Source organism: Pseudomonas sp. UBA6315, assembly GCF_002438125.1.
Taxonomy (GTDB): Bacteria; Pseudomonadota; Gammaproteobacteria; order Pseudomonadales; family Pseudomonadaceae; genus Aquipseudomonas; species Aquipseudomonas faucium.
On the sequence record NZ_DJTF01000044.1, the window covers coordinates 1 to 22,247 of the forward strand.

The 22,247-nt window shown below is 67.0% G+C and carries 17 protein-coding genes and 1 pseudogene; 6 read left to right on the forward strand and 12 right to left on the reverse strand.

The window, feature by feature from the left end; genetic code table 11:
* The first annotated feature begins 15 nt into the window (after nucleotides 1-15).
* On the forward strand, nucleotides 16-1,929 hold the full coding sequence (speA, locus tag B3E94_RS05600; protein ID WP_176517240.1) for an arginine decarboxylase: 1,914 nt from the start codon (nucleotides 16-18) through the stop codon (nucleotides 1,927-1,929).
* 150 nt (nucleotides 1,930-2,079) lie between these two features.
* Entirely contained in the window at nucleotides 2,080-2,535 is a 456-nt protein-coding gene (locus tag B3E94_RS05605; RefSeq protein WP_286912662.1) for an REP-associated tyrosine transposase, read from the forward strand.
* Between the two features lie 68 nt (nucleotides 2,536-2,603).
* On the opposite strand, the gene B3E94_RS05610 is transcribed toward B3E94_RS05605, so the two are convergent.
* Nucleotides 2,604-3,941, reverse strand: a complete 1,338-nt coding sequence (locus B3E94_RS05610) for an MATE family efflux transporter (protein ID WP_286912663.1) — start codon at nucleotides 3,939-3,941, stop codon at nucleotides 2,604-2,606.
* A 96-nt stretch (nucleotides 3,942-4,037) separates the two neighbouring features.
* On the opposite strand from B3E94_RS05610, the gene B3E94_RS05615 reads away from it, so the two are divergent.
* Nucleotides 4,038-8,939 carry an alpha-2-macroglobulin family protein gene (locus B3E94_RS05615; RefSeq protein WP_286912664.1) on the forward strand — a complete coding sequence of 1,634 codons (4,902 nt, stop codon included), beginning with the start codon at nucleotides 4,038-4,040 and terminating at the stop codon, nucleotides 8,937-8,939.
* A gap of 40 nt (nucleotides 8,940-8,979) precedes the next feature.
* On the opposite strand, the gene B3E94_RS05620 is transcribed toward B3E94_RS05615, so the two are convergent.
* Nucleotides 8,980-9,273 carry a hypothetical protein gene (locus tag B3E94_RS05620; protein ID WP_176518066.1) on the reverse strand — a complete coding sequence of 98 codons (294 nt, stop codon included), beginning with the start codon at nucleotides 9,271-9,273 and terminating at the stop codon, nucleotides 8,980-8,982.
* 77 nt (nucleotides 9,274-9,350) lie between these two features.
* On the opposite strand from B3E94_RS05620, the gene pbpC reads away from it, so the two are divergent.
* The gene (gene pbpC / locus B3E94_RS05625) at nucleotides 9,351-11,705 is read left to right on the forward strand and encodes a peptidoglycan glycosyltransferase PbpC (RefSeq protein ID WP_286912665.1); all 2,355 of its coding nucleotides are present in this window, start codon (nucleotides 9,351-9,353) and stop codon (nucleotides 11,703-11,705) included.
* Between the two features lie 54 nt (nucleotides 11,706-11,759).
* Here pbpC and B3E94_RS05630 read toward each other — a convergent pair whose 3' ends face one another.
* The 8 genes from B3E94_RS05630 to B3E94_RS05665 form a co-directional block, all read right to left on the reverse strand.
* Entirely contained in the window at nucleotides 11,760-12,542 is a 783-nt protein-coding gene (locus tag B3E94_RS05630; RefSeq protein WP_371871999.1) for a response regulator transcription factor, read from the reverse strand.
* A gap of 113 nt (nucleotides 12,543-12,655) precedes the next feature.
* On the reverse strand, nucleotides 12,656-13,126 hold the full coding sequence (locus B3E94_RS05635) for an A24 family peptidase (RefSeq protein WP_176518069.1): 471 nt from the start codon (nucleotides 13,124-13,126) through the stop codon (nucleotides 12,656-12,658).
* A gap of 90 nt (nucleotides 13,127-13,216) precedes the next feature.
* On the reverse strand, nucleotides 13,217-13,786 hold the full coding sequence (locus B3E94_RS05640) for a DUF4136 domain-containing protein (protein WP_286912667.1): 570 nt from the start codon (nucleotides 13,784-13,786) through the stop codon (nucleotides 13,217-13,219).
* A 19-nt stretch (nucleotides 13,787-13,805) separates the two neighbouring features.
* Nucleotides 13,806-14,441, reverse strand: a complete 636-nt coding sequence (locus tag B3E94_RS05645; protein ID WP_236236653.1) for a DUF4136 domain-containing protein — start codon at nucleotides 14,439-14,441, stop codon at nucleotides 13,806-13,808.
* A gap of 21 nt (nucleotides 14,442-14,462) precedes the next feature.
* Nucleotides 14,463-15,212, reverse strand: a complete 750-nt coding sequence (locus B3E94_RS05650; protein ID WP_176518072.1) for a methyltransferase — start codon at nucleotides 15,210-15,212, stop codon at nucleotides 14,463-14,465.
* On the reverse strand, nucleotides 15,209-15,514 hold the full coding sequence (locus B3E94_RS05655) for a MazG-like family protein (protein WP_176518073.1): 306 nt from the start codon (nucleotides 15,512-15,514) through the stop codon (nucleotides 15,209-15,211). The genes B3E94_RS05650 and B3E94_RS05655 overlap by 4 nt, the downstream gene beginning before the upstream one ends.
* 66 nt (nucleotides 15,515-15,580) lie before the next feature.
* Nucleotides 15,581-16,435, reverse strand: a complete 855-nt coding sequence (locus tag B3E94_RS05660) for a MaoC family dehydratase (RefSeq protein ID WP_176518074.1) — start codon at nucleotides 16,433-16,435, stop codon at nucleotides 15,581-15,583.
* A 2-nt stretch (nucleotides 16,436-16,437) separates the two neighbouring features.
* Nucleotides 16,438-17,790, reverse strand: coding sequence for a 3-oxoacyl-ACP reductase (locus B3E94_RS05665; protein WP_236236651.1), 1,353 nt, complete (start codon nucleotides 17,788-17,790; stop codon nucleotides 16,438-16,440).
* A gap of 119 nt (nucleotides 17,791-17,909) precedes the next feature.
* Here B3E94_RS05665 and B3E94_RS05670 point away from each other — a divergent pair, with 119 nt between their 5' ends.
* On the forward strand, nucleotides 17,910-19,187 hold the full coding sequence (locus tag B3E94_RS05670) for an acetyl-CoA C-acetyltransferase (RefSeq protein ID WP_176517893.1): 1,278 nt from the start codon (nucleotides 17,910-17,912) through the stop codon (nucleotides 19,185-19,187).
* Nucleotides 19,188-19,295: 108 nt separating this feature from the next.
* Nucleotides 19,296-20,075 (forward strand): AraC family transcriptional regulator, encoded by a 780-nt coding sequence (locus B3E94_RS05675; RefSeq protein WP_286912669.1) that lies wholly within the window; start codon nucleotides 19,296-19,298, stop codon nucleotides 20,073-20,075.
* A gap of 103 nt (nucleotides 20,076-20,178) precedes the next feature.
* On the opposite strand, the gene B3E94_RS25485 is transcribed toward B3E94_RS05675, so the two are convergent.
* Together B3E94_RS25485 and B3E94_RS25490 are read right to left on the reverse strand one after the other, a co-directional pair.
* The gene (locus B3E94_RS25485; protein ID WP_371871994.1) at nucleotides 20,179-20,946 is read right to left on the reverse strand and encodes a methyl-accepting chemotaxis protein; all 768 of its coding nucleotides are present in this window, start codon (nucleotides 20,944-20,946) and stop codon (nucleotides 20,179-20,181) included.
* A 90-nt stretch (nucleotides 20,947-21,036) separates the two neighbouring features.
* A pseudogene (locus B3E94_RS25490) lies at nucleotides 21,037-22,125 on the reverse strand (cache domain-containing sensor histidine kinase); the annotation flags it as partial.
* Nucleotides 22,126-22,247: the final 122 nt, after the last annotated feature.

Genomic DNA, 22,247 nt, shown 5'->3' on the forward strand with positions numbered 1-22,247 from the left:
CTATAGGGGACTTGAATGTCCGTACGACGCACACGCAAAGACGATGGTAGCCAATGGACCGTGGCCGACAGCCGCAGTGTTTATGGCATCCGCCATTGGGGCGCTGGTTATTTCGCCATCAATGAAGCCGGGCGCGTCGAAGTGCGCCCCAACGGCCCAGGCAGCGCGCCGATCGACCTGTACGAGCAGGTCGACGAGCTGCGCCAGAGCGGCCTGTCGCTGCCATTGCTGGTGCGCTTCCCCGATATCCTGCAGGACCGCGTGCGCCAGCTGACCGGCGCCTTCGATGCCAATATCGCGCGCCTTGAATACCAGAGCCAGTACACCGCGCTGTACCCGATCAAGGTCAACCAGCAAGAAGCGGTGGTGGAGAACATCATCGCCACGCAGAACGTTTCCATCGGCCTGGAAGCCGGCTCCAAGCCCGAGCTGCTGGCGGTGCTGGCGCTGGCGCCCAAGGGCGGCACCATCGTCTGCAACGGCTACAAGGACCGCGAGTTCATCCGCCTGGCGCTGATGGGCCAGAAGCTCGGCCACAACGTGTTCATCGTCATCGAGAAAGAGTCCGAAGTGGCCCTGGTGATCGAAGAAGCTGCCGACCTCAAGGTCAAGCCGCAGGTCGGCCTGCGCGTGCGCCTGTCGTCGCTGGCGTCGAGCAAGTGGGCTGACACCGGGGGCGAGAAGTCCAAGTTCGGCCTTTCGGCCGCCCAGCTGATCTCGGTGGTGCAGCGCTTTCGCGATGCCGGCCTGGACCAGGGCATCCGCCTGCTGCACTTCCACATGGGCTCGCAGATCGCCAACCTGGCCGACTACCAGCACGGCTTCAAGGAAGCCATCCGCTACTACGGCGAGCTGCGTGCGCTGGGCCTGCCGGTCGACCATATCGACGTGGGCGGTGGCCTGGGTGTGGATTACGACGGCACCCACTCGCGCAACGCCAGCTCGATCAACTACGACATGGACGACTACGCCGGCGTGGTGGTGGGCATGCTCAAGGAGTTCTGCGACGCGCAGGGCCTGCCGCACCCGCACATCTTCTCCGAGAGCGGCCGCTCGCTGACCGCGCACCACGCCATGCTGGTGATCCAGGTGACCGACGTCGAAAGCCACAACGACGAAGTGCCGCTGATCGAGAACAAGCAAAGCCTGCCGGAAACCGTGCAGTGGCTGGTCGACCTGCTTGGCCCGACCGACATCGAGATGGTCACCGAAACCTACTGGCGTGCCACCCACTACATGGGCGACGTGGCTGCGCAGTACGCCGATGGCAAGCTCAGCCTGGCCGAAAAGGCCTTGGCCGAGCAGTGCTACTTCGCCGTCTGCCGTCGCCTGCACAACTCGCTGAAAGCCCGCCAGCGCTCGCACCGCCAGGTGCTGGACGAGCTCAACGACAAGCTGGCCGACAAGTACATCTGCAACTTCTCGGTGTTCCAGAGCCTGCCCGACACCTGGGCCATCGGCCAGGTGCTGCCGATCATCCCGCTGCACCGCCTGGACGAAGAGCCGATGCGCCGCGCCGTGCTGCAGGACCTGACCTGCGACTCCGACGGCAAGATCAACCAGTACGTCGACGAGCAGAGCATCGAGACCAGCATGCCGGTGCATGCGGTCAACGAAGGCGAAGACTACCTGCTGGGCGTGTTCTTGGTCGGCGCCTACCAGGAGATCCTCGGCGACATGCATAACCTGTTCGGTGACACCGATTCGGTGAACATCTACCAGAACGCCGATGGCAGCGTGTACCACGCCGGTATCGAGACCCACGACACCATCGAGGACATGCTGCGCTACGTGCACCTGTCGCCGGAGGAGTTGATGACCCACTACCGCGACAAAGTGGCCAGCGCCAAGATCAGCGCCCGCGAGCGCACCCAGTTCCTCGACGCCTTGCGCCTGGGCCTGACCCGCTCCTCGTACCTCTCGTCGTAATACCCAAGGCCGCTCCTGCCCCCCTGTAGGAGCGGCCTTGTGTCGCGAAATGAGGGCGAAGCCCTCACCGCCCCACATCCTGAAACAACCCAACCCCGCCCCCAATCTCCCGCCATCTACCTTTGAACACATTGCTCAAAGGAATTCGACATGGACAGTCAAGGCAATCATCGCCTGCGTCAGGGCCGCTACTCCGAGCCTGGCCGGCTCTACCTGCTCACCACCGTTACCCGAAATCGCACCCCACTGTTCAAGCACTTAACATATGCCAGAGCTGTTATTCAGGAGCTACGCCTAAGCGACCATCAGGGCAATTGCCGATCATTGGCCTGGGTACTGATGCCAGACCATCTGCATTGGTTGATCGAACTCGGGCCGGTGAGCCTGGGGAGTTTGATGTGTGCTTTCAAATCGCGAAGCAGTTGTGCGCTCTACCGAGCCGGTGCCGAGCGGCAGCATATCTGGCAGGCAGGTTTTCATGACCGGGCACTGCGCAAGGAGGAGGATGTTAGAGCGGCTGCGCGGTACATCATCGCCAATCCTGTACGAGCAGGGTTGGTGCCGCGTGCTGGTGAGTATCCGCATTGGGATTGTGTGTGGTTGTGAGGTAGCAGGTGAGGGCTGCACCCTCATTTCGCGACACAAGGCCGCTCCTACAAGCGCATGCGGTTACATCAATGGAGCCACAGATCTCTTTTGAGCAACCGCCAGCCAACCCACCCCAAGGTCAGCGCCCGCAACGCCATGAAGGCAAGAAACGCCAACCACAACCCATGGTTGCCGAGCCCTCTCATGGCCCAGGCCAGCGGCAGTGCGACCAGCACCGACAGCAGCATCGCATTGCGCATCTCCCGCGCCCGCGTCGCGCCGATGAACAGCCCGTCGAGCAAGTAGCTCCACACCGCAATCAATGGCAGCACCGCCAGGTAAGGCAGGTAGGGGTACGCCGCTGCCCGCACGCTGGCGATGTCGGTCTGCAGGTCGATGAACAGGTGCCCGCCCAGCAGGAACAACCCGGCAAACCCCAGGCTGGTGATCAGCGACCAGCCACAGGCCACCACCAGCGAACGGCGCAGGGTGTCGCCATCGCGTGCACCGATGGCATGCCCGCACAGCGCCTCTACCGCATGCGCCAGGCCATCCAGGGCATAGGCAGTGAGCAGCAGGCCATTGAGCAGCAGCGCGTTGGCCGCCACCGTGGCCTCGCCGAGGCGGGCGCCCTGCACGGTAATCAGCAGGAACACCAGCTGCAGCGCCAGGCTGCGCAGGAAGATATCGCGGTTGACTGCCAGCAACGGCCGCCAGGCCTGCCAGCGCTTGAGCGCGGCCCAGGCGACCTGCCCGGGGTAGGCGCGCAGGGCGGGGCGGGTCAGGGCTAGGCCGAGCAGTGCGGCGCTCCACTCGGCAATCACCGAGGCCCGCGCCGAGCCCAGCACGCCCCAGTCCAGGCCCAGCACGAACCACAGGTTGAGGGCGATGTTCAGCAGGTTGGTGGTCAGCAGGATCGCCAGTGGCGCGCGTGCATTCTGGGTGCCGAGGAACCAGCCCACCAGCGCATAGCTGGCCAGCGCCGCCGGCAGGCCGAGCAGGCGGGTGTGAAAGAAGGTTTCAGTGGACTGCTGCAGCTCGGCGCTCGGTTGCATGGCCTGCAGCGCCAACTGGCTCAAGGGCAGGGCGAACAGGCCGATCAGCAGGGCCAGGCCCACCGCCAGCAGCAGCCCTTGCACCAGCACCTGGCGCAGCGCCGCGCCATCGGCACGCCCTGCAGCCTGGGCGGCGAAGCCCGTGGAGCCCATGCGCAGAAACCCCATCAAGCCGACCATGAAGGTGAACAGCGTGCCGCCCACGGCAACCGCACCGAGCTGATGGGCGTGGGGCAGGTGGCCGATGACCGTGCTGTCCACCAGCGCGACCATGGGCACGGAAATATTCGACAGGATCATCGGCGCGGCCAGGGCCCACACCTTGCGGTGGGTGAGAGAGTGACGCCAGTCGGCGGTCAGAGAGGCCATGCGAAGTCCTGGGTGTGCGGAGGCGGACGCTATTCTACCTAGCGTTGCGCTATAGTTGCTGCCCTCACGTACCCGCTGCCAAAGAGTTCCCACTCCATGTTCAACAAAGGATTGTTGCTGGCCTGCGCGCTGGCCTTGCTCAGTGCCTGTGACTCCTCGACGCCGGGCAAGCCCGCACCTGCCGAAAAAACACAGGCGGCCGCGCCGGCCGAAGCCCCTGCTGCCCGGCGCGAAGACCCGGCCGTGCTCGCCAAGCGCTACGAAGGCCGCGAACTGAGCGTGCTGGATGCCTCGGAAGTGCAACTGGACGGCGCCAGCAGCCTGTCGGTGAGCTTCTCCGTGCCGCTGGACGCCAAGCAGGACTTCTCCAGCAAAGTGCACCTGGTCGACACCGTGAAGGGCAAGGTCGACGGCGCCTGGGAGCTCTCCGACAACCAGATGGAGCTGCGCCTGCGTCACCTGGAACCACAGCGCAAGCTGGTGCTCACCGTCGACAAGGGCCTGCTGGCGGTCAATGGCCAGACGCTGGCCGCCGAATCGGTGACCCGCCTGGAAACCCGCGACATGCAGCCCACGGTCGGCTTCGCCAGCCGCGGCTCGCTGCTGCCCACGCGCCTGGCCGAAGGCCTGCCGGTGATCGCCCTGAACGTCGACAAGGTCGATGTCGAGTTCTTCCGGGTCAAGCCGGACAGGCTGTCGGAGTTCCTGGTCGGCTGGGGCCGCAACAGCAGCCTGTACTACTACCAGTCCAAGGAAACCCTGGACATGGCCGAGCTGGTGTACAGCGGCCGCTTCGACCTCAACCCGGCGCGCAACACCCGCGAGACCGTGCTGCTGCCCATCGCCGGCATCAAGCCGCTGCAGGCGCCGGGTGTGTACCTGGCGGTGATGCGCGCCTCGGGCACCTACGATTACTCGCAGCCCGCGACCCTGTTCACCCTCAGCGACATCGGCGTGTCCGCCCACCGCTACCGCGACCGCCTGGACGTGTTCGCCCAGGCCCTGGAAGGCGGCAAGGCACTGAGCGGCGTCAACCTTGAACTGCACGACGACAAGGGCAAGCTGCTGGCCCAGGCCAGCACCGATGGCGCAGGCCACGCGCAACTGCCGATCACTGCCAAGGCCGACACCCTGATCGCCACCCAGGGCGTGCACACCACGCTGCTGCGCCTGAACACCGCGGCCCTGGACCTGGCCGAATTCGACATCACCGGCCCCCAGGCCAACCCGCTGCAGTTCTTCATCTTCGGCCCGCGTGACCTGTACCGCCCCGGTGAAACCGTGCTGCTCAACGGCCTGCTGCGCGACCAGGACGGCAAGCCGGTCAAGGCCCAGCCGGTCAGCGTGGAAGTGCGCCGCCCCGACGAACAAGTCAGCCGCAAGTTCGTCTGGGAGGCCGATGGCAACGGCCTGTACCAGTACCAGCTGCAACTGGCGACAGAAGCCCCGACCGGCCGCTGGCAGCTGTTGCTCGACCTCGGTGGTGGGCGCAAGCAGGTGTACGAATTCCTCGTCGAAGACTTCCTGCCCGAGCGCCTGGCGCTGGAGCTCAAGGGCAGCAGCACGCCGCTGGCGCCCGAAGACGACGCACGCATCCAGGTCAATGGCCGCTACCTGTATGGCGCCCCCGCCGCGGGCAATCGCCTGAGTGGCCAGGCCTACCTGCGCCCACTGCGCGAAGCGGTACCGGCGCTGCCCGGCTACCAGTTCGGCTCGGTCACCGAGGCCGACCTCAACCAGGACCTGGAGCTCGATGAAGTCACCCTCGACCAGGCCGGCAAGGCCGTGGTCGATATCGAAAGCCGTTGGGCCGAGGCCCGCTCGCCGCTGCAACTGACGGTGCAGGCCAGCTTGCAGGAGTCCGGCGGCCGCCCGATTACCCGTCGCCTGGAGCAACCGATCTGGCCTGCCGAGCGCTTGCCCGGGCTGCGCGGCCTGTTCGAGGGCGAGGAAACCGACAGCGACGGCCCGGTGCAATTCGAATTCCTGGTGGCCGACCGTGACGGCCACAAGCTCGCCGCCGAAGGCCTCAAGGTGCGGCTGATCCGCGAGCGCCGCGACTACTACTGGAACTACTCGCAAAGCGACGGCTGGAGCTACGCCTACAACGAGAAATTCCTCACCCAGGATGAACAGACCCTCGACGTCGAGGCGGGCTCCACCGCCAAGCTCAACTTCCAGGTGGAGTGGGGGCCATACCGCGTCGAGGTGGAAGACCCGCAGACCGGCCTGGTTTCCAGCGAACGCTTCTGGGCCGGTTACCGCGCCCAGGACAACGCCGAAGGCGGTGCGGTGCGCCCCGACCAGGTGAAACTGGCCCTGGACCAGCCGGCCTATGCCGATGGCGCCACGGCCAAGGTGACCGTGACCCCGCCCGCCGCCGGTAGCGGCTACCTGATGGTGGAGTCCAGCGATGGCCCACTGTGGTGGCAGGAAATCCAGGTGCCGGCCGAAGGCAAGACCTTCGAGGTGCAGCTCGACAAGAGCTGGGCGCGCCACGACCTGTACCTCAGCGCCCTGGTGATTCGCCCGGGCGAGCGCAAGGCCAACGCCACGCCCAAACGCGCGGTCGGCGTCCTCCACCTGCCGCTGGCCCGCGCCGAGCGCAAGCTGGCGCTGAGCCTGCAGGCGCCGGAGAAGATGCGGCCCAAGCAACCCCTGACGGTGCGCTTCAAGGCTGCCAATGCCGACGGCAGCATTCCCAAGCAGGTGCATGTGCTGTTGTCCGCGGTCGACGTGGGCATCCTCAACATCACCGACTTCAAGACCCCCGACCCGTTCGCCAGCCTGTTCGGCCGCAAGGCCTACGGCGCCGACCAGCTGGACATCTACGGCCAGCTCATCGAAGCCGGCCAGGGCCGCCTGGCGAGCCTGGCGTTCGGCGGCGACGCGGCGATGGCCAAGGGCGGCAAGCGCCCGAACACCACGGTGACCATCGTCGCCCAGCAGAGCCTGCCAGTGACCCTGGACGACAAGGGCGAAGGCCAGGCAACGGTGGATATCCCCGACTTCAATGGCGAACTGCGGCTGATGGCCCAGGCCTGGACCGAGGAACACTTCGGCATGGCCGAAGGCAAGACCGTGGTGGCCGCGCCGCTGATTGCCGAACTGTCGGCGCCGCGCTTCCTCGCCGGTGGCGACCAGACCCGGCTGGCGCTGGACCTGGCCAACCTCTCCGGCCAGGCCCAGCAGCTGACCGTGCAGGTCAGCACCGAAGGCCCCTTGAGCCTGACGGCGAGCGCCCAGCAAAGCGTCACCCTGGCCGAGGGCCAGCGCAGCACGCTGATGATTCCGGTGCAGGCCCAGGGCGGCCTGGGGCAGGGCAAGGTGCAGGTGCAGGTCAATGGCCTGCAGTTGCCGGGTGAGCCGGCCACGGCCTTCACCCGCGAATGGACCCTGGGCATTCGCCCGGCCTACCCGGCGATGCTCAAGCACTACCGGGTAGCGCTCAAGGACCAGCCGTGGACCCTGCCGGACGCCGACCTGGCGGCCTTCGAGCCTGCTGGCCTGGAAGCCAGCCTGGCGCTGTCGAGCCGCCCGCCACTGAACCTGGCCGAGCAGATCCGCGCCCTCGAAGCCTACCCCTACGGCTGCCTCGAGCAGACCACCAGCGGCCTCTACCCTTCGCTCTACGCCGATGCCGAAAGCCTCAAGCGCCTGGGCATCAAGGGCGAGCCGGCCGACGTGCGCAAGCGCAAGATCGAGATGGGCATCGAGCACCTGCTGGGCATGCAGCGCTACAACGGCAGCTTCGGCCTGTGGAGTGCCGACAGCGAAGAGGAGTACTGGCTGACCGCCTATGTCACCGACTTCCTCCTGCGCGCCCGCGACCAGGGCTATGGCGTGCCGGCCGAAGCGCTGAAAAAGGCCAACGAACGCCTGTTGCGCTACCTGCAGGAGCGCAACCTGATCGAGGTGGACTACAGCGAAAACGCCGAGCACACCCGGTTTGCCGTGCAGGCCTACGCCGCACTGGTGCTGGCGCGCAACCAGCAGGCGCCGCTGGGCGCCCTGCGCAGCCTGTTCGAACGGCGTGCCGATGCGCGCTCGGGCCTGCCGCTGGTGCAACTGGCCGTGGCGCTGGACAAGATGGGCGACAAGCCGCGCGCGCAGCAAGCGCTGCAAGCCGGCCTTGGCATCAGCCGCAGCAAGGGCTGGATGGCCGACTACGGCAGCAGCCTGCGCGACCAGGCGCTGATCCTGGCGCTGCTGCAGGAGAGCAGCCTGGCCGCTGACCAGGTCGACCAGCGCCTGTTTGCCCTGTCCGATGAGTTGGCGGCCAACCGCTGGCTGTCGACCCAGGAGCGCAATGCCCTGTACCTGGCAGGCCGTGGCCTGCTCGGCAAGCCGGAAGGCCAGTGGCGCGCGCGCCTGGACAGTGCCGGTGAGGTGCGTGAGTTCAGCAACGACGACGCGGGCATGAAGCTCGAAGGCCCGCTGCTGGCATCGCCCTTGAGCGTGCAGAACGAAGGCAGCGCCACGCTCTACCAGCAGCTCACGCTCTCCGGCTACCCGCGCCAGGCACCTGCCGCAGGCGGCAATGGCATGGAGATTCGTCGCGAATACCTGGGCATGAATGGCCAGCCGCTGGACCTGCACAACCTGCGCAGTGGCGACCTGGTGCTGGTGCACCTGGCATTGAAAGCCCAGGAGCGTGTACCGGATGCATTGGTGGTGGACCTGTTGCCGGCGGGCCTGGAGCTGGAAAACCAGAACCTGGCGCAGAGCGCCGCCAGCCTGGACAACGCCAGCAGTGCGGTGAAAGAGTGGCGGGAGTCGATGCAGAACGCCAGCGTGGTGCATCAGGAGTACCGCGATGACCGCTACGTGGCGGCGCTCAAGCTCGATGGCTATGGCACCACCCACCTGCTGTACCTGGCGCGGGCGGTGACCCCGGGCACCTACCGCGTGCCGCCGGCGCAGGTGGAGTCGATGTACCGGCCGAACCTGCAGGCGGTGGGCGAAGGGCAGGGCGAGATGACGGTCAAGGCGCGGTAGTGCTGGCCCCCTCGCCGGCAAGCCGGCGAGGGGTTCAAGGTCAGTGAATCACCCAACTCATCACCCACAACCCCAGCACCAGCCAGATGATCCCGAGAATGATCGAGGCGCGCATGAAGGCGCGGATCGCCGAATACAGCAGCATCAGGCCAACGATCAGGGCGAGGATGCTGACCAGCGAAGTGTCCATGCCCAGCGTGCGTGCCAGGCCATCGATGAAATTGCCGCCGGCATTGGCCAGCAGGTTGAACAGGCCGCTCAGCGCATCGACGACAAAGCGGATCAACGCCCCCAGCGCCTGGCCAAGCCACTCGAAAAAACCTTCTACATGCATAGTTGCTTCCTGATGAACGATTCGGCGAGTTGCCGCTTTCAAGCCTTTGGCCATTACCTGGCCAGGTCGGTTCCCCGATGCCTAGCTTAGCTCGACCGCGCACCCGTGCGGGCCGCTTGCTGCGCGCCAGTGCCATCGCCATCGCGCTGCTGTGCGGCCTGCTGTGGCTGGCCGACCGCCTGTGGCCGCTGCCCATGCCGGCAAACGACCTGGCGCGGGTGGTGCTGGCCGAGGACGGCACGCCCTTGTGGCGCTTTGCCGATGCCGACGGGGTATGGCGCTATCCGGTCAGCCCGGAACAGGTGTCGCCCTACTACCTGCAGGCGCTGCTCACCTACGAGGACCGCTGGTTCTACCACCACCCGGGGGTCAACCCGCTGGCGCTGGTGCGGGCGGCGTGGCTGAACCTGCGCGGCGGGCGCGTGGTGTCGGGCGGCAGCACGCTGTCGATGCAGGTGGCACGCCTGCTCGACCCACACGACCGCACCCTGGCCGGGAAACTGCGGCAACTGTGGCGCACGGCGCAGCTGGAATGGCACCTGTCCAAGCGCGAGATCCTTCAGCTCTACCTCAACCGCGCCCCGTTCGGCGGCACCTTGCAGGGCGTGGCAGCGGCCAGTTGGGCGTACCTTGGCAAGTCGCCGCAGCACCTCACCGCCGCCGAAGCGGCGCTGCTGGCGGTGCTGCCCCAGGCGCCGAGCCGCCTGCGCCCGGACCGCCACCCGGCGCGTGCCCAGCGCGCCCGGGACAAGGTGCTGCAGCGCCTGGCCGAGTACCAGGTCTGGCCCGCCCAGCAGATCAGCGAGGCCCGCGAAGAGCCGCTGTTGCTGGCGCCACGTCAGGAGCCTGCGCTGGCGCCGCTGCTGGCGCGACGCCTGAACACCCCCGGCAGCCCGCCGCTGATCCGCACCACCCTGGACGCCGGCCTGCAGCGGCGCCTGGAAGACCTGCTGCTGGGCTGGCGTGCGCGCCTGCCGGAACGCACCTCGGCGGCGATCCTGGTGGTGGATGCGCAAAGCATGGCGACGCGCGCCTACCTGGGCTCGATCGACCTCGCCGACGAGCGCCGTTTCGGCCACGTCGATATGGTTCGCTCGCTGCGCTCACCGGGTTCGACCCTCAAGCCGTTTCTCTACGGCATGGCCCTGGACGACGGCCTGATCCATTCCGAGTCGCTGCTGCAGGATGTGCCGCGCCGCTACGGCGACTACCGCCCCGGCAACTTCTCCATGGGCTTCAGTGGCCCGGTATCGGCCAGCTCGGCGCTGGCGCTGTCACTCAACCTGCCGGCGGTGCAGTTGCTCGAAGCCTACGGGCCCAAGCGCTTCGCCGCGCAACTGCGCATGGCCGGCATGCCCTTGACGCTGCCGCCGCTGGCCGAGCCCAACCTGTCGCTGATTCTCGGCGGCGCCGGCAGCCGCCTGGAAGAGCTGGTCGGCGGCTATGCCGCGCTGGCCCGCGCCGGCAACAGTGCCCAGGTGCGCCTGCAGCCCCAGGACCCGCTGCTGGAGCGGCGCCTGTTGTCGCCGGGGGCAGCGTGGATCATCCGGCGCATCCTCAGCGGCCAGGCGCGGCCGGACCGCGACCCGCATGCCGAGCTGGTGCAGCGCCCGCAGCTGGCCTGGAAGACCGGCACCAGCTACGGCTTTCGCGATGCCTGGTCGATTGGCGTCGGCCCGCGCTACCTGATCGGCGTGTGGATCGGCCGGCCCGATGGCACCCCGGTGCCCGGGCAGTTCGGCCTGGCGTCGGCGGCGCCGTTGATGCTGCAGGTGCATGACTTGCTGAGCAACCGCGACAGCCAGCGTGGCATCAGCGTGCCGGCCGAGCGGGTGCCCGACAGCGTGGGCGTGGCCGCAATCTGCTGGCCGCTGGGGCAGCCGCTGGCGCGCCTGGACCCCAACTGCCGCCGCCAGCGCTTTGCCTGGACCCTCGACGGCACCACGCCACCGACCCTGCAGGCGGCCGACCAGCCGCTCGGGCTGGGCTTGCGCGAGCCGGTATGGGTCAATGCCCAGGGGTTGCGGGTGGATGGCAGTTGCGCGGGCGCCGTGCAGCGCGACATTGCCCTGTGGCCGGCGCCGCTGGAGCCCTGGTTGCCGCGTGCCGAGCAGCGGGCGGCGCGGCTGCCGGCGATCGACCCGAGCTGCCCGCCACAGGTGCCGGCCAGTGCGCCGCCGCTGTCGATCGTTGGCGTGCGCCCCGGCGACAACCTGCGCCGCCCGGCCAGCAGCAGCGAGCCGTTGCAGTTGCAGGTGTCGGCCCTTGGCGGCGGTGGGCGGCGTTGGTGGTTCCTCAATGGCCAGCCGTTGGGCGAGACCGAGGGGCAGGCCAGCCTGCAGGTGCGCTTCGAGCGGGTGGGGCAGCATGAGCTCAGTGCCCTGGACGAAACCGGCGCGACTGCGCGGGTCGCCTTCCAGGTCAACGAGTAGCGCGCAGGACGGCGTTCGAACTGCGAGCGCCGCGAACGATGCTGAGCCTGGGCGTCAGTGGGTGGTGAAGCGCAGGTGTACCGGCGAAGAGCTGGGGGTCAGCGCCAGCGCCAGCTGGGTGCGGTTGTGCATGTGGGTCAGGCGCAGCACCTGCGAAACGTACAGTTTGACGGTGTTCTCGGTGATGCCCAGCTCGCAGGCGATCTGGTAGTTGGTCTTGCCCTTGCTCACCAGGCGCGCCACTTCCAGCTGGCGTGGCGAGAGTTTCTCGAACGCTGCGGGCAGGTCGCCTTCGGCTTCCTCGACATCGGTGGAGCGCCGGTGCACGCCCTGGCCGCGGGCTTTCTCGAGGTCCTGGTAAAGCTCATCGATCGAGCCCGCCAGGTCCTGCAGGCGCTGGTTGAGGTTGCCCAGGTCGCGGAAGTTGGCCTTGCGCTCGAGCAGTATCTGCTCCTGGCGGCGCAAGCCTTCGAGCAGCTCGTCGAGGTCCATGGGCTTTTGGTAATAGTCGGCAAAGCCCTCGCGCAGGGCGCGAATCACGTCCTGCTTGTCGGCACGGCCGGTGAGCATGATCGCCTCGAACATGCGCTGGCGCCCGGCAACCTCCTTCAGCGCCCGGACCAGCTCGATACCATCGCGATCGGGCATGTGCAGGTCGCACAGCACCAGGCCGATGGCTTCGTCGGCCACATAGCGTTCGATGGCCTGGTCGGTGGAGAAGGCGGCCACGCAGGGGTGGCCATGGCTTTCGAGGAACTCGCACAACTGCTCGACGATCATTTCCTGGTCGTCGACTACCAGGACTTTCACCTCACTGACTGACTTGTTCACGATCAACTCCCTGTTCTTATACGGCCCAGCTCCCGGACCAGACGCTCTGGCAGCTTAAAAGTAGACGCTGCTGGCGATTCTGTACAAGGCATGTACAAGGTATCGGACCGCAGGAACGATTATTGGATCCACACGGCGGTCAGCAGAAAGCCGGTCAGCACATAGGGGACGAAGGCCTGTTTGTCGCCCATTTGCTCGGTCAGGGTCTGCAAACGCTTCTTTACCTTGGGGTTGAGCAGGGTCCACAAACGCCTGCGGGTGAGCAGCCACAAGAGCACGCTGACACCGGCGCCGATGAAGGTGCCCAGCACGTATTGCGGGCTGGTGGCCAAGGCCAGGGCGCCCATCAGCTTGACGTCGTCGGCGCCGAAACGCCCGAGCATGTAGCCGGGCAGGGTCAGCAGCATGACGATGGCCAGGGCCCAGCCGGCGTCGCTGGCGTCGGCGCCGATCCAGCTGTGGCCGGTGACGAACAGCCAGGCCAGGGCGCAGGCGGCAACACCCAGGGTGAGGAAATTGGCGATCTGGCGTTCGCGAATATCTTGTTCAGTGCACAAGGCAAGCCACATCAGGAGAACAATGCTTTGCATTGGCAGTCCTTATTCGTTGAACACTGCTACCCGTTCAGTCAGGTTTCCTAGACAGGGTAGACGCGATCTGACGAACGGGCTATGTGCTGGCTATTTCTTGCTTCCAGGGGGGTAATGGCTGAGCACTTCGGCCACGGTCTTCTGGATCGCGCTGTTGCGCTCCTCGGGGCTTGGCGGGTAGTTGTTCATGATCTGCTCGGCGCTACCGCGCCACACCAGCTTGCCGTCGTGGCCATCGAACAGGTCGACCTGGATGGTCGCCACCTTGTAGTCGACGCTGCGGGTCTCGTTGTACATCGGCCCGCCCCAGTAGCCGTTCCAGTAGCCACCCCAGCCGCCGCCGTAGTTGGTGGTGATCTGTTGCTGGCGCTGCTCGACGATCAGGTAGGCGCGCACCTTGAGGTCGGCCGGGCGGTTGCCCTGGGCCGGGCGCAGACCGCGCTGGTCGAGCTGGTCATCCACGGCCTGGCGGATGCGCTGCTCGGTGAGGTCGCTCTTGATGCGTGGGTCATCCGGGCGGTATTGCAAGCCCGGTTCCTGCCATGCCCAGCTGCGGTAGGCGGCAAAATCGCGACTGGCGTCGAAATCCTGCTGAACGTTGTTGCTCGAGCAGGCCGCAAGCAGCAGCGCGAGCGACAGTAGAACGAGGCGGCGCAACATGATGGTTCTCCGTTAACTGTTAACTGGGAGGATAGCCGTTGAGCGCCTTGTGCACCGATTCGCGCAGGGCGCTTTCGCGATCGCGCGGCGAGCTCTGGTCACTGCCGCTTTCGGCACTCGCGCTCCACACCGGCTCGCCATTGCGGGCATCGAACAGGTCGATGCGCACCACCATCACTTCCACTTCGTAGGTGCGCACGATCGGCACGCTGGCATAGCCGCCGTAGCCATTGCGGTAGCCGCCGACACCGACTCCGCCGTAGGGGTAGGGGCCGTAGTAGGGGTCGTAGTAGTCATAGTCGCGCACCTGGCGCAGGCGCCGTTCCAGGCGCATGTCGGCGCTTACCAACAGGTCGCCGGCGCTGCCCCGGGCCGGGCGCAGGCCGTGCTGGTCGAGGGCGCCGCTGACGGCGTCGGCCAGCTGCCCGGGGTCGGCATTGGCCGTGCCGGTAGGCAACTGGCCGTTGCGCCAGCTCCAGCTGCGGTAATGCCCGTAGTCACGCGCCGGCGCCGGGTAGGCGCTGGCGTCGAAGGTGTTGGCCGCCTGGGCGGGGGCCGGTGGCAGCGGCCGGCTGCTGGCAACGTAGGGGTTGCTGGCCTGGCAGGCGGCCAGGGCGAACGGCAGCAGGGCCAGGCACAACGGACGGTACGGCATGTATTCCTCCCGGCGGGCGGGTCAGCGGGGGCGGCACATCCAGTGCAGGTAGCGGCCCAGCCCGGCAAAGCTTGGGTGACGGCGGTGGGCCAGTTCCATTTCCAGCAGGTCGAGCAACTCGGCCTTGTCCTGGAATTCCTTGGGCATGTAGTCGTGGAACACCCTCACGCCACTCTCGCTTTCGACTTGCCACAGGCTTTCAAGTTGCGCCTTGAGCTCACGTGGATCAAGCGGTTTCTGCGGGGTCAGGCTCTGCTTTTCACCCTGCAGGCGGTTGCTGCGCAGTTTGCGGAAATGGCCCTTGAGCAGGTTGCGATAGACCAGCGCATCGCGGTTGTAGAAGGCCAGCGACAACCAGCCCCCGGGCACGGTGAGCTGGTGCAGCACCGGCAGGATGCTTTGCGGTTCGGCCAGCCATTCGAGCACGGCGTGGCACAGCACCAGGTCGTAGGGTTCGGTGAGCTGACCGAGCAGGTCCTGCCAGGGCGCCTGGATGAACGTGGCGTGCTGGCCGGCTTCGGCAAAGCGCGCGCGGGCGCCTTCGAGCATCGGCGCGGCCGGTTCGGCCAGGGTCACGTGGTGGCCGCGCTCGGCCAGCCAAAGGGCCATGTGGCCGAGCCCGGCGCCGATATCGAGCACCCGCAGCGGGCGGTCGGGCAGGGTTTCGGCCAGGTCGGCCTGGAGCACGGCCAGGCGGATGGCGCCCTTGGCGCCGCCGTAGATCTTCTCGGCGAAGCGCGTGGCCAGCTCATCGAAATGACGGTCGTTCATCGGGCAAAGCGCCTTTCGCTGTCGGCCAGCTTGGCGCGTACCACCTGCTCCAGGTCCAGGCCCAGTTCGCTGCACAGCAGCAACAGGTAGAGCACCACGTCACCGACCTCCTGGCCGGCGTGGGCCAGTTGCTCGGGCGGCAGCTGGCGCGACTGGTCCTCGCTCAGCCACTGGAAGATTTCCACCAGCTCGGCCATTTCCACGCTGGCGGCCATGGCCAGGTTCTTGGGGCTGTGGAAGCCGCGCCAGTCGTTGTTGTCGCGGATTCGGTGCAGGCGTTCGGTGAGTTCTTGCAGGTTCATCGGGGGTCTCCTAATGCTGCATAGCTTCATGGGAGGCCCGATGCAAAGCAAGCGGATTCGGGGCGCTTAGCGTGGCGCCCAGCGCCCGAGCATGTGCAGCAGCTCGCCATGCCCATCCACGCGCAGCTCGCCCGCAGGCCCCGGCGCGCTGGCACTGAGCACCACCTCAGAAGGCAGGCGCACCGGCTTGTGGAAATCCACCTCGAAGCTGTAGCCGCTGCTGGCGGGCATATGGGTACGCAGCGCCGCCAGGGCCATGGCCTTGCTCCACATGCCGTGGGCGATCGCCCTGGGGAAGCCGAACAGCCGCGCGCTGGCGGCGCTCAGGTGGATCGGGTTGTAGTCGCCACACACCTTGGCATAGCGCCGGCCGATGTCGCTGTCGCAGTACCAGCGGGTGGCTTCCGGCAGTGCGTCGGGTTCGCTGGCCTCGCTGGCATCAGGCTGGCCATCGAGGTGCAGGCCGCGCACCAGCATGCGGCTGGTCTCGCGCCAGAGTACGCCGAGGGCGTCCTCGGCTTCGGTGACCAGGTCGAAGGTGCCGCCCTTGGCATGTGCTTGCAAATTGTCGGCATAGACCGCGAAGCGCAGCCCGTCGATACCGCCCAGCGGGCGCACCACCTCGATGCGGTTGTGCAGGTGGACCAGGCCGAGCAGCGGGAACGGGAAGTCGTGGGCTGTGAGCAGCTGCAACTGCAGGGTGAAGGCCATCACGTGCGGGTAGGTGCCCGGCAGCCGGCCGTCGTCGATGAAGTGACAGAGCCGGCGGTAGGCCGCCAGGTTGCCGGGGTCTACGCGGATGAAGCAGCGCAGGCCGGTGGCCGGCAGCGTGGTGCCGCTGATCTTGCGCTTGCTGGCCGCCCGCAGGTACAGGCTGGCGCGGGCGTCGGGGCTGTGCAGGTCGTGCCATTGCCGGTTCATGTTCACGCCCCCATCAGTGCCTGGCCGCACACCCGCAGCACCTGCCCGCTGACCGCGCCGGAGCCCGGCTGGCTGAGCCAGGCGATGGCTTCGGCGACATCCTGCGGGCGCCCGCCCTGGCCCAGCGAGCTCAAGCGCCGCCCGGCCTCGCGCAGGCCCATGGGCATGGCGGCGGTCATGTGCGTTTCGATGAAGCCTGGGGCCACGGCGTTGATGCTGCCACCGCGCTCGGCGAGTGTCGGCGCCCAGGCCTGGGCGAAGCCGATCAGCCCGGCCTTGCTCGCCGCGTAGTTGGACTGGCCGCGGTTGCCGGCAATGCCGCTGACCGAGGCCAGCAGGGTGATGCGTGCATCCGCGCCCAGCGCGCCGCCGTCGAACAGCGCCTTGGTCAGTACCTGCGGGGCCTTGAGGTTGACCGCCAGCACCGCGTCCCAGTATTCCGGGGTCATGTTGGCCAGGGTCTTGTCGCGGGTGATGCCGGCGTTGTGCACGACGATGTCGATCCCCTCGGGCAGGGCCTGGAGCAATTGCGCGGCGGCGTCGCCGGCGCAGATGTCCAGGGCCAGGGCCTTGCCGCCCAGGCGCGCGGCCAGGGCGTCGAGGTCCTGTTGCGCCTGGGGAACGTCCAGCAGCAAGACCTGCGCACCGTCGCGGGCCAGGGTTTCGGCGATGGCGGCGCCGATGCCCCGCGCAGCGCCGGTGACCAGGGCGCGCCGGCCGGCCAGCGGCCGGGTCCAGTCTTCGACTTGCTGATTGCACGGCTCAAGGCGCAGCACCTGGCCGGAAATGAACGCGCTCTTGGGCGACAGGAAGAAGCGCAAGGCGCCTTCGAGCTGGTTTTCGGCGCCTTCGGCAACGTACAGCAACTGCGCCGTGGCGCCGTTGCGCAGCTCCTTGGCCAGTGACCGGCTGAACCCCTCCAGGGCACGTTGGGCAACGCTGGCCAGCGGGTCGTCGAGCTGCTCTGGCGCTCGCCCGAGGATCACCACATGGGCGCAGGCGGCGAGGCTGCGCAGCAGCGGCTGGAAGAATTCGCGCAACTGCTTGAGCTGATCGCTGTCGGACAGATGGCTGGCATCGAACACCACGGCCTTGAGCTTCGGCCCAAGGCCTGCGACCCAGGCAGGGGCCTGCAGGCCTTCGCCGTTGAAGCTGTAGCATTCGTCGGTCAGGCGCGGGGCGATGGCCTCGACGGCGCTGGCCAGAGGGCCGCCGCCCAGCACCAGGGCACCCTCAACCGGGCGCAGGCGGCCGGCCTGCCAACGTTCCAGTGGCGCCGGGCGTGGCAGCCCGAGGGCATCGACCAGGCGCCGGCCGAGGTTGGAGTTGGCAAAGCCGAGATAGCGATCGCTCATGTGCGGGGTCTCCCTGAAGGCAAGCTTGCAAGTGTGGACCAACTTTGTGGCAAGGTCGTTCGAATGCGGTAAAAACACCTAGGCTGTACGGACCCAATTGTTTCAGGAGGAATCCACGCATGCGTTCACTTCGCCGGGTCGCGATCCTGGGCGGCAACCGAATTCCCTTCGCCCGCTCCAACGGCGCCTATGCCACTGCCAGCAACCAGGCGATGCTCACCGTCACCCTCGAAGGCCTGATCGAGCGCTACCGCCTGCATGGCCTGCGCCTGGGCGAGGTGGTGGCGGGTGCGGTACTCAAGCATTCACGCGACATGAGCCTGACCCGCGAGTGCGTGCTCGGCTCGCGGCTGTCGCCGCGCACGCCTGCCTATGACATCCAGCAGGCCTGCGGCACTGGCCTGGAGGCGGCGTTGCTGGTGGCCAACAAGATTGCCCTGGGGCAGATCGAATCGGGCATCGCCGGCGGCGTGGACACCACCTCCGACGCACCGATCGCCGTCAGCGAGGGCCTGCGCCGCATCCTTCTGCAAGCCAACCGCGGCAGAACCCTGGGCGAGCGGCTCAAGCCCTTCCTGCAACTGCGCCCGGCCCATTTGAAGCCGGAGCTGCCACGCAATGGCGAGCCGCGCACCGGGCTGTCGATGGGCGAGCATTGCGAGCGCATGGCCCAGGCCTGGCAGATTGGCCGGGCCGAACAGGACGAGCTGGCGCTGCTCAGCCATCAGCGCCTGGCCGCGTCCTACGCCGAGGGCTGGCAGGACGACCTGCTCACGCCTTTTCTGGGCCTGGCGCGTGACAACAACCTGCGCCCGGACCTGGACCTGGAACAGCTCGCCAAGCTCAAGCCGGTGTTCGACCACAGCGGCCAGGGCACGCTGACCGCCGGCAACTCCACGCCGCTGACCGATGGCGCTTCGCTGGTGCTGCTGGGCACACCGGAATGGGCCCAGGCGCATGGGCTCGAAGTGCTGGCCCATGTGGTCGACGGTGAAACGGCGGCGGTGGATTTCGTCAAAGGGCAGGAAGGCCTGCTGATGGCGCCGGTGTACGCCGTGCCGCGGTTGCTGGCGCGCAATGGGCTGACGCTGCAGGACTTCGACTACTACGAAATCCACGAAGCCTTCGCCGCCCAGGTGCTGTGCACGCTCAAGGCCTGGGAAGATGCCGAGTACTGCCGCACGCACCTGGGGCTTGATGCTGCCCTGGGGGCGATCGACCGCAGCAAGCTCAACGTCAAGGGCAGCTCGTTGGCGGCAGGGCACCCGTTTGCCGCCACCGGCGGGCGGATCCTGGCCAACATGGCCAAGCTGTTGGCGACGGCGGGCAAGGGGCGTGGGCTGATCTCGATCTGTGCGGCGGGGGGGCAGGGCGTGACCATGATTGTGGAGCGCTGAGACCGCGTCGCGCCCTTCGCCGGCAAGCCGGCTCCCACAGCCGGCGAAAGGGGCGACAGCGTGGCCGCAGGTGTTAGGCTTGTCTGGTCGGAATTATAAGAAACCACCATGCCGAGCATCGGACACCCCCGCGCCATCCCCGCCCTGGACCACCTGCCCAGGCCCCTCTATGCCCGCGCCGAAAGCCTCGGCGCTGGCTCCTGGACCACCTGCCACAGCCACGACTGGGTGCAGTTTTCCTACGCCATCAGCGGCGTGCTGGGTGTGTACACCCGCGACGGCAGCTACTTCGCCCCGCCGCAGTGGGGCGTGTGGATCCCGGCCGATGCCGAGCACGAAGTGGTGACCACCGGGCAGGCCGAAATGCGCAGCCTGTATATCCGCCGCGACGCCTGCCCCTGGGCTGCGGCGCAGTGCCGGGTGCTGGAGGTGACGCCCTTGGCGCGCGAGCTGATCAAGCAGTTCTGCCTGTACCCGGCGCATTACCCGGAAGGTGACAGCAGCGAAGCACGGCTGGTGGCGGTGTTGCTCGACCAGTTGCGCACGTTGCCTGAAGTGAGTTTCTCGCTGCCCCTGCCTCGTCATCCGCGGCTGCTGGCGCTGTGCAATGGCCTGATCGCCGCGCCGGACCAGCTGCAGACCTTGCAGCAATGGGCGCTGCAGCTGGGCTGTTCGGAGAAGACCTTGATGCGCCTGTTCCAGCGGGAAACCGGCTTGAGTTTTCGCAACTGGCGCCAGCGGATGCGGCTGTTGTCATCGTTGGCGTTGCTGGAGGCGGGGGAGAGCGTGACCGAGGCCGCGCTGGGGTGTGGTTATGACTCGACCTCGGCCTACATCGCTGCCTTCAAGCAGTTGTTTGGCGCTACGCCGGGTGAGTTGACGCTGTAGGTTGCCTGTACTGGCCCCATCGCCGGCAAGCCGGCTCCCACAGATACAGCGCCATGCGCAGTACTTGTGGGAGCCGGCTTGCCTGCGATGGGGGCACTGCAGGTCAGGTGCGGAAACGCCGCACCAGCGAATCCAGCTCGTTGGACAACCCGGCCAGGCTCTCCGAATCCTGCCGCGCGGCCTGGGCCAGTTCCGCCACCAACTGCGCATCGCCATGGATCTGGCTGATATGCCGGTTGATGTCCTCGGCCACCTGGTGCTGCTCTTCCGCTGCCGTTGCGATCTGGGTGTTCATGTCGCGAATGATGTCCACCGACTCACGGATCTGGCCAAAGCTGTCGCGGGCCAGGCCGATGCGGCTGACCGACTGCTGCGACACTTCCAGGCTTGCGTGCATCTGCTCGGCCACCTCGGCGGTGCGGCTGGCCAGGTTGCCCAGCAGGCCGTCGATTTCTGCCGTGGAGTCGGCCGTGCGCTTGGCCAGCGCCCGCACTTCATCGGCCACAACGGCAAAGCCGCGGCCTTGTTCGCCTGCCCGGGCGGCCTCGATCGCGGCGTTGAGGGCCAGCAGGTTGGTCTGCTCGGCGATCGAGCGGATGGTGCCGAGAATCGACTGGATGGCGTTGCTGTCGCGCTCCAGTTGCTGGATCGACTGGGCCGACTGTTCGATTTCCTGGCTCAGGCGGTCGACGCTGTGCACCGCCGCATCGATCTGCTGCTGGCCTTCACGGGCCTGTTGCTGGCCGCTGTCGGCCGATTGCGCGGCCTGGCTGCAGGAGCGCGCCACTTCGTTGGCGGTGGCGACCATTTCGTGGAACGCGGTGGACACCATGTCCACGGCCTCGCGCTGGCGCCCGGCGGCCTCGGCCATGTCGCTGGAAACCCGGGTCGAGCTGCTGGAGGTGCTGAGGATCTTGCTGGCGGCCGAGCCGATGTGCTGGATCAGGCTGCGGATGGCGCCGAGGAACTGGTTGAACCAGTTGGCCAGTTGCGCGGTTTCGTCGCGGCCGCGCACATCGAGGTTGCGGGTCAGGTCGCCTTCGCCCTGGGCGATGTCTTCCAGGCCGCTGGTGACACTGTTGATCGGGCGCACGATGAGCTTGGCGAAGGCGGTGCCGACCACGGCGAACAGGGCCGCCAGCACCAGCGCGATGGTGCCGATGAGCCAGGTCAGGCGGGTGGTGGTCTGCATCACTTCGCTTTGCTGGATCAGGCCGATGAAGGTCCAGCCGAGTTTCTCGTCGGGGTAGACGTTGGCCATGTAGCGCACACCGCCCAGGTCGACTTCGACCAGGCCCTTGCCGGCCTTGGCCAGCTCGGCATAGCCCTCGCCGAAACTCGCCAGCTGCTTGAAGTTGTGGCTGGCATCGCGGGGGTCGACCATCACGTTGCCGTTGTTTTCCATGAGGATCAGGTAGCCGCTTTCGCCCAGCTTGATCTGCTGCACGATCTCGGTCAGGCCCTTGAGCGACACGTCGATGTTGACCACGCCACCGGGGTTGCCGAGTTGGTTGGCGACGGCGCGCACGGTGCTGACCAGCACTGCGTCATCGCCTGCCCAGTAGTACGGGGCGGTGCGCAGGGTCTTGCCGGGGTTGGCCATGGCCGTCTGGTACCACGGGCGGGTGCGTGGGTCGTAGTTGCTCATGCTCGGGTCGCCGGGCCAGAACGCGTAGCCGCCGTCCTTCAGGCCGTAGGACACGTAGGCGTAGTCCGAATGGCTGTTGGCCAGGCGGGTGAACAGCTCGAACAGCACCTTGTCCTGCTCGCCGGTAGGGATCTGCGCGGCATCGGCGCTGATGTGCTTCTTGATGTCGGCACCCGCGCCGGTGACTTCTGGCAGGCTGGCCAGGTAGTCGACGTTCTGGGTGATGCCCTGGAAGAACAGGTTCATGGCATTGCTGACCTGGCGGATCTCGCGGCTGCTGCTGTCGAGGAATCCGTCGCGGGCTTCGCCGCGCAGGTTGATGACCACCAGGGTGGCCACGAGGACGATGGGCAGCGCGGCGATGACCGCGAATGCCCAGGTCAGTTTCTGTTTGATGTTCATCGACGCTCCCGGAGTTTGTTTTTATCGACACGCGATGCTTCATGCATCGGCAGCGTCCGGGATTTTTTGAGCGAAAATGCCCGTATTTATTGGGCGAAGCCGCATTTGGCGACTATTCGGCC

What these genes read in the sequence shown, in the direction of transcription:
- speA (WP_176517240.1), top strand. Translation starts at nt 16, where the DNA reads ATGTCCGTACGACGCACACGCAAAGACGATGGTAGCCAATGGACCGTG.
- B3E94_RS05605 (WP_286912662.1), top strand. Translation starts at nt 2,080, where the DNA reads ATGGACAGTCAAGGCAATCATCGCCTGCGTCAGGGCCGCTACTCCGAG.
- B3E94_RS05610 (WP_286912663.1), bottom strand. Translation starts at nt 3,941, where the DNA reads ATGGCCTCTCTGACCGCCGACTGGCGTCACTCTCTCACCCACCGCAAG.
- B3E94_RS05615 (WP_286912664.1), top strand. Translation starts at nt 4,038, where the DNA reads ATGTTCAACAAAGGATTGTTGCTGGCCTGCGCGCTGGCCTTGCTCAGT.
- B3E94_RS05620 (WP_176518066.1), bottom strand. Translation starts at nt 9,273, where the DNA reads ATGCATGTAGAAGGTTTTTTCGAGTGGCTTGGCCAGGCGCTGGGGGCG.
- pbpC (WP_286912665.1), top strand. Translation starts at nt 9,351, where the DNA reads ATGCCTAGCTTAGCTCGACCGCGCACCCGTGCGGGCCGCTTGCTGCGC.
- B3E94_RS05635 (WP_176518069.1), bottom strand. Translation starts at nt 13,126, where the DNA reads ATGCAAAGCATTGTTCTCCTGATGTGGCTTGCCTTGTGCACTGAACAA.
- B3E94_RS05640 (WP_286912667.1), bottom strand. Translation starts at nt 13,786, where the DNA reads ATGTTGCGCCGCCTCGTTCTACTGTCGCTCGCGCTGCTGCTTGCGGCC.
- B3E94_RS05645 (WP_236236653.1), bottom strand. Translation starts at nt 14,441, where the DNA reads ATGCCGTACCGTCCGTTGTGCCTGGCCCTGCTGCCGTTCGCCCTGGCC.
- B3E94_RS05650 (WP_176518072.1), bottom strand. Translation starts at nt 15,212, where the DNA reads ATGAACGACCGTCATTTCGATGAGCTGGCCACGCGCTTCGCCGAGAAG.
- B3E94_RS05655 (WP_176518073.1), bottom strand. Translation starts at nt 15,514, where the DNA reads ATGAACCTGCAAGAACTCACCGAACGCCTGCACCGAATCCGCGACAAC.
- B3E94_RS05660 (WP_176518074.1), bottom strand. Translation starts at nt 16,435, where the DNA reads ATGAACCGGCAATGGCACGACCTGCACAGCCCCGACGCCCGCGCCAGC.
- B3E94_RS05665 (WP_236236651.1), bottom strand. Translation starts at nt 17,790, where the DNA reads ATGAGCGATCGCTATCTCGGCTTTGCCAACTCCAACCTCGGCCGGCGC.
- B3E94_RS05670 (WP_176517893.1), top strand. Translation starts at nt 17,910, where the DNA reads ATGCGTTCACTTCGCCGGGTCGCGATCCTGGGCGGCAACCGAATTCCC.
- B3E94_RS05675 (WP_286912669.1), top strand. Translation starts at nt 19,296, where the DNA reads ATGCCGAGCATCGGACACCCCCGCGCCATCCCCGCCCTGGACCACCTG.
- B3E94_RS25485 (WP_371871994.1), bottom strand. Translation starts at nt 20,946, where the DNA reads ATGGCCGAGGCCGCCGGGCGCCAGCGCGAGGCCGTGGACATGGTGTCC.